Origin of the sequence: Sphingomonas sp. PAMC 26605, assembly GCF_000241485.1 — a bacterium.
Taxonomy (GTDB): domain Bacteria; phylum Pseudomonadota; class Alphaproteobacteria; order Sphingomonadales; family Sphingomonadaceae; genus Sphingomonas.
Genome location: NZ_JH584241.1, coordinates 733,084 through 746,275, shown reverse-complemented (window position 1 = coordinate 746,275; position 13,192 = coordinate 733,084). Strand labels below are relative to the sequence as shown.

Sequence of the window (13,192 nt, the reverse complement as noted above, 5' to 3'; positions counted from 1 at the left end):
CCAATCTGCTAGCCTGCCCTCATCCGGCCCTGACGGGCCACCTTCTCCCACAGGGAGAAGGATTTGTCGTTCAACCGTTCAGCACTGCCAGCAAGGTCGTGCCCAGTTCGCTCGGCGAATCCGCAACGCGGATACCCGCAGCTTCCATCGCCGCGATCTTGTCCTCGGCGCCGCCCTGGCCGCCCGAGACGATCGCACCGGCATGGCCCATGCGACGACCCGGAGGCGCCGTGCGGCCCGCGATGAAGCCGGCCATCGGCTTCGAGCGACCGCGCTTGGCTTCATCACGCAGGAACTGCGCGGCTTCCTCTTCGGCCGAACCGCCGATTTCGCCGATCATGATGATCGACTTGGTCTCGTCGTCGGCGAGGAACAGCTCGAGCACGTCGATGAAGTTCGTGCCGTTGACCGGATCGCCACCGATGCCGACCGCGGTCGTCTGACCAAGGCCTGCGTTCGAGGTCTGGAACACCGCCTCATAGGTGAGCGTGCCTGAACGGCTGACAACGCCGACAGACCCCTTGCGGAAGATGCTGCCGGGCATGATGCCGATCTTGCACTCGCCGGGGGTGAGGACACCGGGGCAGTTCGGGCCGATCAGGCGCGACTTGGAGCCCGACAGAGCGCGCTTGACGCGGACCATGTCGAGCACGGGAATCCCTTCCGTGATCGTGACGATCAGCGGAACCTGCGCGTCGATCGCCTCAAGGATCGAATCGGCCGCGAAGGGGGGCGGAACGTAGATGACGGATGCGGTCGCGCCGGTCTTGGCGACGGCCTCGGCGACGGTGTCGTACACCGGCAGATCGAGGTGGGTGGTGCCGCCCTTGCCGGGCGTCACGCCGCCAACCATCTGCGTGCCGTATTCGAGCGCCGCCTTGGTGTGGAAGCTGCCGGTCTCACCGGTCATGCCCTGGGTGATGACTTTGGTGTTCTTGTCGACGAGAATGCTCATGCGTCTCTTTTCCTCTTGTTCCCCGGCGAAGGCCGGGGTCCAGTTGTGAAGGCCTCTCAGTTTGGCGTCAGCGTGTCGAACAGATCATCCCAATCGGGATTGAGCCCTTCGATCTGCTTCACCTTCCAAGCTCGCTTCCACTCCTTCATCCGCAGCTCGCGCTGCCGCGCTTCTTCGATTCCGTCGTATGCTTCGTACCAAACCAGCCGATTGCATCCGTACTTCTTCGTAAACCCTGCGACGACCCCGTTTCGATGTTCCCAGGCCCGCTTCAGCAGGTCGCTGGTCACGCCGAGATAGATCGTCCCGTTCCGACCGCTTGCCATAATGTAGACGAAGCCGGGCTTGTCCATTGCAGGCGTTCCGCGACTGGACCCCGGCCTTCGCCGGGGAACAGGGTGATGTAGTCCTTAGTTCAAGCTGCCGTCGATCGCCTTGCACGCGACCAGCAGTTCCTTGACCGCGTCGACCGAGACCGAGAGGTTGCCCTTGGCTTCGTCGTCGAGTGCGATCTCGACGATCTGCTCGACGCCGCCCGCACCGATCACCACCGGCACGCCGACATAGAGATTGTCGATGCCGTACTGGCCGGTGAGGTGCGCCGCCGCCGGCAGGACGCGCTTCTGGTCGTAGAGATAGGCTTCGGCCATCGCGATGCCGCTGGTGGCGGGCGCATAATAGGCCGAGCCGGTCTTGAGCAGGGCGACGATCTCGCCGCCGCCGCCGCGCGTGCGCTTGACGATCGCGTCGATCTTTTCCTGGGTCGAACGGCCCATCTTGATCAGATCGGGGACCGGGATGCCCGAGACGGTCGAGTACTGGATGACCGGAACCATCGTGTCGCCATGGCCGCCGAGCACGAAGCTGGTGACGTCCTTGACCGAGACCTCGAATTCCTCGGCGAGGAAGTGGCTGAAGCGCGCCGAATCGAGCACGCCGGCCATGCCGACCACCATGCGATGCGGCAGCCCCGAGAATTCGCGCAGCGCCCACACCATCGCGTCGAGCGGGTTGGTGATGCAGATGACGAACGCGTCGGGCGCGTTGGCGGCGATGCCCTCGCCGACGGCCTTCATGACCTTGAGGTTGATGCCGAGCAGATCGTCGCGGCTCATGCCGGGCTTGCGCGCGACGCCGGCGGTGACGATGATCACGTCGGCGCCGGCGATGTCCTTGTAATCGTCGGTGCCGGTGACCTTGGCGTCGAAGCCCTCGACCGGCGAGCACTGGCTGAGATCGAGCGCCTTGCCCTGCGGCACGCCGTCGACCACGTCGAACAGCACGACGTCGCCCAGACCCTTGAGCGCCGCGAGGTGCGCGAGCGTGCCACCGATGTTACCGGCGCCGATCAGCGCGATCTTCTTGCGAGCCATCTGGGATCCTTCCGACTATCGCCCACATGCGGGGCGTTGTGATTGGGGCCGCGGACGCGCGGCGGGGCAGATGGCGCGCGGCTTAGGCCGGTTTGCGCCGCGGGGCAACCGTAAAGGCAAGGGTGTTAACAACCGATATTGCGAGTAATTCGCAAGTGCAATTAGGAGCAACATCTCGCTGCACACGAGCAGAACGCCACGACGCTCAGTCCGTGCCATGCCCCTGCGCAAGATACTCTTCCGAGCGCATTTCTTCGAGGCGGCTGATCGTGCGTTCGAACTCGAAGCGGCCATCACCGGCCTCATAGAGGTGCGCCGGCTCGGCATCGGCGGCCGCGAGCAGTTTGACCTTATGCTCGTAGAGCGCATCGATCAAAGCGACGAAGCGCGCCGCCTCGTTGCGCATCTCGGGACCGAGCTTGGGAATGCCGACGAGGATCACGGTGTGGAAGCGCCGGGCGATCGCGAGATAGTCGGCAGCCCCCCTCGCCTCGCCGCACAACCGCCTGAAGCTGAACACCGCGACGCCCTTGATCGCCTTGGGGACGTGGAGCGTACGGCCTTGCACGATCATCTCCTCGGACGGCACGTGCGCGCGGTCCTCGACCGGGAAATCGGTGAGGCGGAAGAAATCGCCCGACAGCGTGGCGGTCGCCTGCGGGCCGTTGGGGACGAGCCAGGTGTCGACCTGCCCGAGCCGGTCGCGGCGGTAATCGGTCGGGCCGTTGAGCGTGATGATGTCGAGCTTCGCCTCGATCAGCGCGATGAACGGCAGGAAATGCTCGCGGTTGAGCCCGTTCTTGTAGAGGTCGGCGGGCGGGCGATTCGAGGTGGTGACGACCGTCACGCCTTCGTCGAGCAGATGCGTGAACAGCCGCGATAGGATCATTGCGTCAGGGCTGTTGGTGACCATCATCTCGTCGAACGCGAGCAGCCGGACCTCCTCGGCAAAGGCCTTGGCGAGTGGCGGGATCGGGTCGCCCAGCTCCTTGGCACGCTCGGCGGCGAGGCGCTGGTGCACTTCGAGCATGAATTCGGCGAAATGGACGCGGCGCTTGCGACGGATGTCGAGCGAGTCGAAGAACAGGTCCATCAGCATCGACTTGCCGCGGCCCACACCGCCCCAGATGTAGAGACCGCGTGGCGGCTCGGGCTTGCGGCCGAGCACGCGCCAGAGCGTGGAGCCGCGCTTGGGGGTGGCTTGGAGGGCGGTTGCGAGATCGGCGAGGCGTTGGGCGGCGGCGGCCTGTTCCGGGTCTGGCCTGAGCTCGCCGCTCGCGAGGAGGGCGGCGTAGCGTTTAAGGATATCGGTCATTCTTTTCCCTCTCCCCGCTTGCGGGGAGAGGGCAAGCGAGGCGCAGCCGAAGCGCGGGAGAGGGGCTGTGCGGCATTACGGAGCGCCGCGTTCGCGGCACGCCCCCTCTCCCCGACCCTCTCCCCGCACGCGGGGAGAGGGAGATACATCAAACGACGCGTTCGACTTCCATCTTCTTGATCTCGGCGATCGCCTTGGCGGGGTTGAGCCCCTTGGGGCAGACGTTCGCGCAGTTCATGATCGTGTGGCAGCGATACAGGCGGAACGGATCCTCGAGCTCGTCCAAACGCTCGCCGGTCATCTCGTCGCGGCTGTCGGCGAGCCAGCGATACGCCTGCAACAGGATCGCAGGACCCAGGAACTTGTCCGAATTCCACCAGTAGCTCGGGCATGCCGTCGAGCAGCAGGCGCAGAGGATGCACTCGTACAGCCCGTCGAGCTTCTCGCGCTCGGCGGGCGACTGGAGCCGTTCCTTGCCCGAGGGCGGCGGCGTCACGGTCTGCAGCCACGGCTTGATCGAGCTGTACTGCGCATAGAAGTGCGTGAAGTCGGGGACGAGATCCTTGATCACTTCCATGTGCGGCAGCGGCGTGATGCGCACTTCGCCCTTCACGTCTTCGATCGCCTTGGTGCACGCGAGCGTGTTGGTGCCGTCGATGTTCATCGAGCACGACCCGCAAATCCCCTCGCGGCACGAACGACGGAAGGTGAGCGACGAATCCTGCTCGGACTTCATCTTGATCAGCGCGTCGAGCACCATCGGCCCGCACGAATCAAGATCGACTTCGAACGTGTCGTAATGCGGGTTCTCGCCGGCATCGGGATCGTAGCGATAGATCTTGAAATTTTTGACGCGAGTCGCCTCGGGCGCGGCTTTGTGGACCGTGCCGTTCTTCTTGATCTTGGAATTGGCGGGGAGAGAGAATTCGGCCATGCCCTCGGGTCCTTTGGCAGATCGCGTGTTGCGCTGCGGCTATGCCTTTTGCGGGGGCAGCGCAACCCCGCTATGGCTCACGGCGGTGGGCGATTGGCGAGGATCGCATCGAGCAACCCGGGGAAGCGGCGCTCGAAATCGGCGCGCCGCAGCGTGTTGTGCATCTCGCGCCCGGCCGAGCGCGTCTCGACCAGCCCGGCGCCGCGCAGGATCCGCAGATGGTTGGACAGCGTGCTCTTGGGGATCGCGCCGCATGGAACGGTCGCGGTACAGTTGAGCGCGCCAGCCGCATCGAGCGCTACGATCATCGCCAGCCGCGCCGGGTCGGAAAGCGCGTGAAGCGCCACCGCCAGGCTGACGTCGTCGAGGTTGGGATGCACGAAACTTGCCACTAACCCCAGATAGGCACATTCCGTCGATTTCATAGTTCGGAATCATTGAACCGTTGCAAACCGTCCCCAGATCTGGCGCAGCCGACAGCGCACACGCCGTGATCGCGGGCACAGGAGCGAACAGCATGGATCTCACGGGCAAGAAAGCGATCGTCACCGGCGGCTCGCGCGGCATCGGCGCGGCGATCGCGAAACGTTTCGCCGAAGATGGCGCCGATGTCGTCATCACCTTCGCAGGCAATCAGGAAGCTGCCGACCGGACGGTCGCCGCGATCACCGCGACCGGTCGCAAGGGCCAGGCGATCAAGGCCGACAGCGGCGATGCCGCCGCGCAGCGCGCCGCGATTCACGCCGCCGCCGATGCCCTTGGTGGGCTCGACATCCTCGTCCACAACGCGGGCATCGCTGAATTCAGCTCGATCGAGACCGATCCCGCGGACGCCTTCACGCGCCAGTTCGATGTCAATGTCGGCGGCGTCTTCGCTGGGACCGCAGCGGCGGCCTCGCTTATCGCCGATGGCGGGCGGATCATCGTGATCGGCAGTGTCAACGCGCACAGCATGCCGATCCCCGGCGGCGCGATCTATGGCGCGACCAAGGCGGCGGTCGCGGCGCTGGTGCGCGGCTGGGCACGCGATCTCGGCGCACGCGGCATCCTGGTCAATGTGATCCAACCAGGGCCGATCGACACCGATCTCAACCCAGCCGACGGCGCCTTCGCAGCCGTGCTCACCCCGCCGATCGCACTCGGGCGCTATGGCCGTTCCGAGGAGGTGGCGGCGCTCGCCGCGTTCCTGGCGAGCGACGAGGCATCGTTCATCACCGGTGCCGCGATCGACATCGACGGCGGCTTTTCGATCTGAGCAGGGCGCGGCGTGGGCATCGCCCCGCGCCGCGTCTCGGTCCGAAGGATCAAATGACGTCGAGCACGAGCCCCAAGTTGCGGGCCTGCTCGGCCTCGATATACCAATTGGCCGGCGCCTTTTCGCGCAGCTCCTCGAAATCGACCCGACTGTCCTTGACGATCGCGCGGAAGCCCTCCTCCTCGATCTCGATCGAATGCTCGACTTCGTGCAGCGCCGCCTTGATCGATGCGACGACCATTCGCAGCGGGCCGTCGAGATTGAGTTCCTTCGAGATCTTGCGCTCGTGGATCATCAGCCGCGTATGCCGCGTCAGGAACCTGCGCCCGACCGGAAACGCCGCCATGAAGGTCGCGCCCGCCGAATAGACCGCGACCTTGCCGAGGAACAGGATCTCGCGCCCGTCATGCTCCTCGAGCAGGCGGATATCGTCGGCCATCGTCCGCGCGACCTCGGGATCGCCGCCGAGTGTCGTCAGCGCGATGACGATCGTGCCTTCGGCCGGACAGTTTTCGAGCTGCTGACGGAAATTGGTGTACATCAGCTGGTCGACCGGACCCGACAGGCGAATGTGCGGATTGGCGAGCAAGGGATAGCGGGTGGCTGTCATGCCCGCGCTAACCGGTGAGGCGCTGGCTGGTTCCGGACGAACGGGAATTTAGTCGAACGACCCGACCCCGGCCGATCCGCGAGGTTGCCAGACCAACGGCGCGTCACGCATAGAACAGACGCTGAAAATCGGCTATGGTATTGCGCATGGTCGCAATCGATCCCGCGATGACCAACGCGATCGCGATAAAGCATGGACTCGATCTTTTCGAGGCCCGGGCACGATGGAGCGATGAAGATCTCACCGCTTTGGAAGGGGTGGACTATGACCGAGAAGCGCGAGACCTTGTCGTCGGCACGATCGACCGACGCCACTAGTCAGAAATCGCCCTCTGCCAGCGCAAGCATAGCCGAATCGGCTCAGCCCGTCGTGCGCGACCCGGCGAAGAAATGGCCGACGACCGCTGCCGAATTCGACCAGATGTTCGATGCCGGCGAGGATATCGATCACCTGATCGATTGGGCCAGGGCGCAGCGGGTCACCCCGCCGATTCCGTGACGCGCCCGTTATTCCGCTATCGACCACGGGCCCGACAGCGTGCCCGCACCGTATCCACCAGCGTATCGAAATCATATTCACTCGGCAGCATTGAGCAGGCGATGGTGAGCTTGCCACCCGGGTGCCGGAGTTCGAGAAAGCGATGCGACCGGATCTGCGTCAGCCGCAGACCGCTAATCTCGACATAACGGACGGTCTCGATGGGACGGCTTAACCCGTTCTTCGGCGCAGAAATGGCATGCCGGTCGAGGACCACTTGCCGAGCCGGGGCGAACGACCGTGCAAGCGCTGCCACGGCGATGGCCAGACCCACGACAAAAACGCCGGCCACACCCCAGAGAAACACCGTAGCCGCGCCGCGGTCGAGCCGGATCAGGCCATCGATGATCATCCCGCGGTCGTTATCGAGCGCGAACTTCGCCATCAGGACCGCCCCGCCAGCGCAGAAGGCGGCGGGGAGCGCGAAGGGCAGCGTTTTCGGTTGGTAGTCGTACCGAATCGTGTCCACTGCGCGCCCCCCGGTATTGCTCGGTCAGTATACCCGCTTCTTTGGCTTGATATACTCGGCCTCTTCGGTGAGCGTATAGTCGTGGACCGGGCGATAGCCGATCTCGACCTTGCCGCCCGTGCCGCCCCAACCGGTGAAGGTCGCGGTGGTGTGCTTCATCCAATTGGCGTCGTCGCGATCGGGGTGATCCTCGTTGACGTGCGCGCCGCGCGATTCCTTGCGGTTGGCGGCCGATTGCATCGTCACCATCGCCTGGGCGAGCAGATTGTCCAGTTCGAGCGTCTCGACCAGATCGGTGTTCCAGATCAGCGAGCGATCCTTGACCGCGACGTCCGCGAGCTTGGCATAGGTCGCCTTGATCCGCTCGACGCCTTCGGTCAGCAGTTCGTTGTCGCGGAACACCGCGCAATTCTTCTGCATCGTGCGCTGCATCTCGAGGCGGATCTGCGCGGTCGGGATGCTGCCGGTCGCATTGCGGAACTTGTCGAGGCGGCCGAGCGCGAGCTCTTCCGAACCCTTGGGCAGCGGCGTGTGCGGCGTGCTGGGCTTCAACGTGTCCTTGATCCGCAGGCCCGTCGCGCGGCCGAACACGACGAGATCGATCAGCGAGTTCGAGCCGAGACGGTTCGCGCCGTGGACCGAGACGCACGCCGCTTCACCGACGGCGAACAGGCCGGGGACGACCGCATCGGGGTTGCCGTCCTTCAGATGGACGACCTCGCCGTGATAGTTGGTCGGGATGCCGCCCATGTTGTAATGGACGGTCGGCGTGACCGGCAGCGGCTGGCGCGTCAGGTCGACGCCGGCGAAGATCTTGCCGGTCTCGGTGATGCCCGGCAGGCGCTCGGCGAGCACCTTGGGGTCGATATGGTCGAGATGGAGCCAGATATGGTCGCCATTCTTCCCGACGCCGCGGCCCTCGCGCATTTCGAGCGCCATCGAGCGCGACACGACGTCGCGCGACGCCAGGTCCTTGGCCGACGGGGCGTAACGCTCCATGAAGCGCTCGCCCTCGGAGTTGGTGAGGTAGCCGCCCTCGCCGCGCGCGCCCTCGGTGATGAGCACGCCAGCACCATAGATGCCGGTCGGGTGGAACTGGACGAACTCCATGTCCTGCAGCGGGAGCCCGGCGCGCAGCACCATCGCATTGCCGTCGCCGGTGCAGGTGTGCGCCGAGGTCGCCGAGAAATAGCAGCGGCCGTAACCGCCGGTCGCGAGCACGACATTGTGCGAACGGAAGCGGTGGATCGAACCGTCGTCCATGCACAGCGCGATCACGCCGCGGCAGACGCCGTTCTCCATGATCAAGTCGAGCGCGAAATATTCGATGTAGAAATCGGCGTCATACTTCAGGCTCTGCTGGTAGAGCGCGTGGAGCATGGCGTGGCCGGTGCGGTCGGCGGCAGCGGCGGTGCGCTGGACCGGAGGCCCCTCGCCCATGTTCTGCATATGGCCGCCGAACGGGCGCTGGTAGATCGTGCCGTCGTCGTTGCGGCTGAACGGCACGCCGGCATGCTCGAGCTCGTAGACCGCCGCCGGCGCCTCGCGCACCATGTATTCGATCGCGTCCTGGTCGCCGAGCCAGTCCGACCCCTTGACGGTGTCGTACATGTGCCACGTCCAATGGTCGGGCGAATTGTTGCCGAGCGAGGCGGCGATGCCGCCCTGTGCCGCGACGGTGTGCGAGCGCGTCGGGAACACCTTGGTGATGCACGCGGTCTTCAGGCCCGTCTCGGCGATGCCCATCGTCGCGCGCAAGCCGGACCCGCCGGCACCCACGACGACGGCGTCGTAGGTATGGTCGATGATCTTATAGGCCTCAGGCATGCGGCGCTCCGCCAATTAGGGGGGTGGTGACGGTGAAGGCGACCTTGAGGATCGCGAACAAGGCGATCGCGCCGCTACCGAAGGTGAAGAAGTTGAGCAGCAGCATCAGCGCGACGCGGCTGGTGCCGTGCTGATAATCCTCGATCAGCACCTGCAGTCCGAGCCGGAAATGATAGAAGACCGACAGGACGAGCAGCACCAGCGGGATCGCCGCCCAGGGCGAGCCGAGCCAGGTGTGGACGGTGTCGTAATCATAGGCCGGCAGGCGGACGAGCGCGACGAAGAACCACAGCGTCAGGAACAGGTTCGAGCCGGCGGTGACGCGCTGCGCCCACCAATGATGCGCGCCTTCCTTGGCGCTGCCGAGACCGCGGACGCGGCCGAGTTCGGTTCCGTTACCCATCTTACTTGACCCCCACGATATAGGCCCAGACGAGCAAAGTCGCCGCCACCGAGAAGACCATCGTCGCGATCGAGCCGGTACGGTTGACCTTGAGCTCATAGCCCGCGCCGGCATCGAGGAAGAAGTGGCGGATGCCGCTGGCCATATGCTGGAAGAAGCACAGCGTCATGCCGACCGCGAACAGATAGCCGAGCGCGCCGCCGGCGAACTCGCCGAACACGTGGGTGAAGGTCTGGTAGCTCTCGCGTCCCGCCGCGATCGCGGCGAGCCACCACACGAGCACGACCGTGCCGACGGTCGCCATGCCGTCGCCGGTGATGCGGTGGAGGATCGAGACCACCATGTGCGGACCCGGTTTCCAGATCGACAAATGCGGGCTGAGCGGTCGGGCGCGGGGGGTTGGGCTGGCCAAGGCTAGAACGTCCTCGTCATATTGGGTTGCCGCTCTCTTAGTCGGCAAGCGCTGCGATGCAAGGTTTCTGGCATGGCACGCAGCCGCGGCGATTGCAGCTGGGCACTTTGCCCCAGGGTTCGACCCAGCGCTTAGCGAGGACTTACCGGGCGTTAACCAAATGGCGTTAAGCCTCCCAGCTACCGCCGGCCCGTAGTGTAGCCCCTTGGTCGCGGCAGATTCGGAGCTTCGCCTTGAACGCCACTGCATTGCCTGCCCCAGGGACGGTCGCCGCGACCATCGATATCCGGGCGCGCCTGCGCGCCTTCGATTTCGACAATACGCTGGAAGCCGCCGCGCGCGAGGTGTGGACCGTGCTCGAAGCCGATGCGGCGGAGATCGCGATCGCCTTCTGGGCGCAGTGGCGCCGTGCCAGTCCGGGCGAGAAAAGCTGGCAGCCTCACGAGGAAGCCAAGATGATCGACCTCGGTGTGGCCTATCTGCGCCATCGCTTCTGCGACGTGTCGGGCCGCGCCTGGATCGAATCGATGGAGCGTTCGGTCGCGTCGGGATACGCCTCGGGCGTCTCGACGATGGCATTGCTGTCGATGACCTGCGCGAGCGACCGTGCCGCGCTCGACATCCTGTTCAAGCGGATGAAGCCCGACGACCCGCGACTCCCGGTATTCATCGATACGGTGATGCGCCTGACCGGGCTCGAGGCCGAGATCACGGTCGAGATCTACAACGCCTTCCGCCTCAACAGCGCGCAGGGCGAGCGCGATCGCCTTGCGACCGAATTCCGCGAGCGCATCGCCGCCACGGTCGAGGAAGCGACGCAGGAATCCGAAGTGCTGCGCGGCCAGTCGGTCCGCACCTCGACGTCTGCGCGCGGCATGCTCGGCAAGACGAGCGAAGTCGCGGCCGCTGCCGAGCAATCGGCGATGGCGATGCGCGAAGCCGCACAGACCGCCGCCGGGCTGATCCGCGCGATCGAGGATGCGCGGACCGAAGTCGAAGCCGCCGCCGAGATCGCGACGCGCGCCTCGACCCAGGCGAGCACCGCGGTCGGCATGTCGGAGACGCTCAGCGATCACGCCAAGTCGATCGAATCGATCCTCGGGCTGATCCGCGACATCGCGGGCCAGACCAATCTGCTCGCGCTCAACGCGACGATCGAGGCCGCGCGTGCAGGCGATTCGGGCCGCGGTTTCGCGGTCGTCGCGCAGGAAGTGAAATCGCTCGCCAACCAGACCGCGCGCGCGACCGACGACATCGCCGCCAAGATCGCCGCGATCCAGTCGGCAACGCGCTCGACCGTCGCCACCAACGCCTCGATCAAATCGACCGTCGCCGAGGTGCAGGAAAGCGCCAACCGCATCCGCTATGCGATGGAGGCGCAGGCGCACACCGTCACCGCGATCACCGCCGCGGTCGACGAGACCGCGCTCGCCGCCGATTCGATGTCGAACACGATCACCGCGATCCGCGAGGACACCGAATCGGTCGCCTCCGAGATCGACAGCGTCGGGCGCGGGTTCGATTCGCTCGACCACAAGCTCGGTACGTTGAAGACCCGCGCCAGCGACTTCGTCGCCAAGGTCGCTGCATAAGATAAAGCCGCGGCCCGATGCGGCTGCGGCATGATAGGAACGAGGATCTGAGATGGCCGGAATTGACGCGCCGATGAGCGCGATCCCGGGTGGCTGGAGCGGCGAAGACCGCTCGGCCGCCGCCCGCGTGGCCGATTATGACTGGGATGGCAGCATAAGCGCGTGCGCCGCGGAGATCACCCAGGCGATCGCCGGGCACGAGGCCGAGATTTCGCGCGCCTTCTGGGAGCATTACCTGTCGCTACCGGTGACCGCGCACATCCGGGCGCATTTCACCGCCGACTATCTGGCGGCGCGCGTCCAGAACAGCGCGCGCTATACCCGCGTCAAATACGCCGCTCCCTTCGAAAATGGCTGGATGGAGCTGGCGACGCGCCATGCCGCCGCTTCGCAAAGGGCGGGCGTACCGTTGCAGGCGCTGCTCTCGTCGCTGAGCTTTGCGCATAGCCGCACGCTGATCGCGCTCGAGGCGAAGCTCGGCAGCGGGTCGTCACGGCTGGTCGCGCTCGCCGATTGCATCCAGCGGCTCGGCCTGGTCGAGGCCGATGTGATGGCGTCGTATCTCGGCGCGCACGACGCCGAACGCGCCCGCGCGGAACGGCGCAGCCGCTCGGCCGATTTCAGCGCGACGATCGCCACCTCGATCGAGGGCACCGCCGCGCTCGGCAACCGCATCCGCATCCAGGCACAAGGCGCGTCGCGCGCGGCGCGCGGGATGCTCGGCCAGACCAGCGAGGTCGCCGCCGCCGCCGAACAGTCGGCGATGGCGATGCGCGAGGCGGCGCAGACCGCCGCCGGCCTGATCCGCGCGATCGAAGACGCCCGCAGCGAGGTCGAGGTCGCCGCGGAGGTCGCCACGCGCGCCTCGACCCAGGCAAGCACCGCGGTCAGCATGTCGGAGACGCTCAGCGATCACGCCAAGTCGATCGAATCGATTCTCGGGCTGATCCGCGACATTGCCGGACAGACCAATCTGCTCGCGCTCAACGCGACGATCGAGGCGGCGCGCGCCGGCGATGCGGGGCGCGGGTTCGCGGTCGTCGCGCAAGAGGTCAAGAGCCTCGCGAACCAGACCGCGCGCGCGACCGACGACATCGCTGCCAAGATCGCCGCGATCCAGTCGGCGACGCGTTCTACGGTCGAGACCAACGCGTCGATCAAGACGACCGTCGCCGAGGTCAGCGAAAGCGCCGAGCGCATCCGCTATGCGATGCAGGCGCAGGCGCGGACCGTCACCGCGATCACCGCCGCGGTCGACGAGACCGCGCTCGCCGCCGATTCGATGTCGGGCACGATCACCGCGATCCGGGCGGGCACCGAGCGGGTCGCGGGCGAGATCGACACGCTCGAACGCGATTTCGGCGATGTCGATGATCGGCTGGGCGAGTTGAAAGGCGCCGCCGACACCTTCTCGGCGAGCGTCGCGGCCTGATCCCCCCTACTCTCCCCTCCCTGGAAGGGAGGGGCCGGGGGTGGGTCGGCCCGCGGCGGCGGCAGCCCTCTCCCTAGG

At 65.9% G+C, this 13,192-nt stretch carries 15 protein-coding genes; 4 read left to right on the top strand and 11 right to left on the bottom strand.

Going from position 1 to position 13,192, the window contains the following annotated elements:
* Positions 1-70: 70 nt before the first annotated feature.
* From sucD to RH90_RS03250, 6 genes are all read right to left on the bottom strand, one after another.
* Entirely contained in the window at positions 71-955 is an 885-nt protein-coding gene (gene sucD / locus RH90_RS03275; RefSeq protein ID WP_010183864.1) for a succinate--CoA ligase subunit alpha, read from the bottom strand.
* A 56-nt stretch (positions 956-1,011) separates the two neighbouring features.
* Positions 1,012-1,308, bottom strand: coding sequence for a GIY-YIG nuclease family protein (locus tag RH90_RS03270; RefSeq protein WP_010183862.1), 297 nt, complete (start codon positions 1,306-1,308; stop codon positions 1,012-1,014).
* Between the two features lie 57 nt (positions 1,309-1,365).
* Complete coding sequence (gene mdh / locus RH90_RS03265) at positions 1,366-2,328, bottom strand: malate dehydrogenase (protein ID WP_010183860.1); 963 nt, start codon at positions 2,326-2,328, stop codon at positions 1,366-1,368.
* Between the two features lie 205 nt (positions 2,329-2,533).
* A complete protein-coding gene (gene zapE / locus RH90_RS03260; RefSeq protein WP_010183858.1) occupies positions 2,534-3,643 on the bottom strand; it encodes a cell division protein ZapE in 1,110 nt (369 codons plus the stop codon).
* Positions 3,644-3,791: 148 nt separating this feature from the next.
* Positions 3,792-4,577 (bottom strand): succinate dehydrogenase iron-sulfur subunit, encoded by a 786-nt coding sequence (locus RH90_RS03255; protein WP_010183857.1) that lies wholly within the window; start codon positions 4,575-4,577, stop codon positions 3,792-3,794.
* 77 nt (positions 4,578-4,654) lie between these two features.
* Positions 4,655-5,002 carry an ArsR/SmtB family transcription factor gene (locus RH90_RS03250; protein ID WP_010183856.1) on the bottom strand — a complete coding sequence of 116 codons (348 nt, stop codon included), beginning with the start codon at positions 5,000-5,002 and terminating at the stop codon, positions 4,655-4,657.
* Between the two features lie 92 nt (positions 5,003-5,094).
* Between RH90_RS03250 and RH90_RS03245 the strand changes: the two genes are divergently transcribed.
* Entirely contained in the window at positions 5,095-5,832 is a 738-nt protein-coding gene (locus RH90_RS03245; RefSeq protein ID WP_010183855.1) for an SDR family NAD(P)-dependent oxidoreductase, read from the top strand.
* 49 nt (positions 5,833-5,881) lie between these two features.
* Here the strand turns inward: RH90_RS03245 and RH90_RS03240 are convergent, their stop codons facing one another.
* Positions 5,882-6,442 carry a ClpP family protease gene (locus RH90_RS03240; protein WP_010183854.1) on the bottom strand — a complete coding sequence of 187 codons (561 nt, stop codon included), beginning with the start codon at positions 6,440-6,442 and terminating at the stop codon, positions 5,882-5,884.
* 264 nt (positions 6,443-6,706) lie between these two features.
* On the opposite strand from RH90_RS03240, the gene RH90_RS23310 reads away from it, so the two are divergent.
* The gene (locus RH90_RS23310) at positions 6,707-6,940 is read left to right on the top strand and encodes a hypothetical protein (RefSeq protein ID WP_157134510.1); all 234 of its coding nucleotides are present in this window, start codon (positions 6,707-6,709) and stop codon (positions 6,938-6,940) included.
* A gap of 16 nt (positions 6,941-6,956) precedes the next feature.
* On the opposite strand, the gene RH90_RS03235 is transcribed toward RH90_RS23310, so the two are convergent.
* From RH90_RS03235 to sdhC, 4 genes are read right to left on the bottom strand one after another with little or no spacing between them, the layout of a single operon-like run.
* Positions 6,957-7,448 (bottom strand): hypothetical protein, encoded by a 492-nt coding sequence (locus tag RH90_RS03235; RefSeq protein WP_010183852.1) that lies wholly within the window; start codon positions 7,446-7,448, stop codon positions 6,957-6,959.
* 24 nt (positions 7,449-7,472) lie between these two features.
* A complete protein-coding gene (gene sdhA / locus RH90_RS03230) occupies positions 7,473-9,275 on the bottom strand; it encodes a succinate dehydrogenase flavoprotein subunit (RefSeq protein WP_010183851.1) in 1,803 nt (600 codons plus the stop codon).
* Positions 9,268-9,678 (bottom strand): succinate dehydrogenase, hydrophobic membrane anchor protein, encoded by a 411-nt coding sequence (gene sdhD / locus RH90_RS03225; protein ID WP_010183850.1) that lies wholly within the window; start codon positions 9,676-9,678, stop codon positions 9,268-9,270. The genes sdhA and sdhD overlap by 8 nt, the downstream gene beginning before the upstream one ends.
* Before the next feature lies 1 nt (position 9,679).
* Positions 9,680-10,090: a succinate dehydrogenase, cytochrome b556 subunit gene (gene sdhC, locus RH90_RS24200; RefSeq protein WP_029624997.1), complete on the bottom strand. Its 411-nt coding sequence runs from the start codon at positions 10,088-10,090 to the stop codon at positions 9,680-9,682.
* Between the two features lie 248 nt (positions 10,091-10,338).
* Here sdhC and RH90_RS03215 point away from each other — a divergent pair, with 248 nt between their 5' ends.
* Together RH90_RS03215 and RH90_RS03210 are read left to right on the top strand one after the other, a co-directional pair.
* Complete coding sequence (locus RH90_RS03215; RefSeq protein WP_010183848.1) at positions 10,339-11,682, top strand: methyl-accepting chemotaxis protein; 1,344 nt, start codon at positions 10,339-10,341, stop codon at positions 11,680-11,682.
* 52 nt (positions 11,683-11,734) lie between these two features.
* Positions 11,735-13,114, top strand: coding sequence for a methyl-accepting chemotaxis protein (locus RH90_RS03210; RefSeq protein WP_010183847.1), 1,380 nt, complete (start codon positions 11,735-11,737; stop codon positions 13,112-13,114).
* Positions 13,115-13,192: the final 78 nt, after the last annotated feature.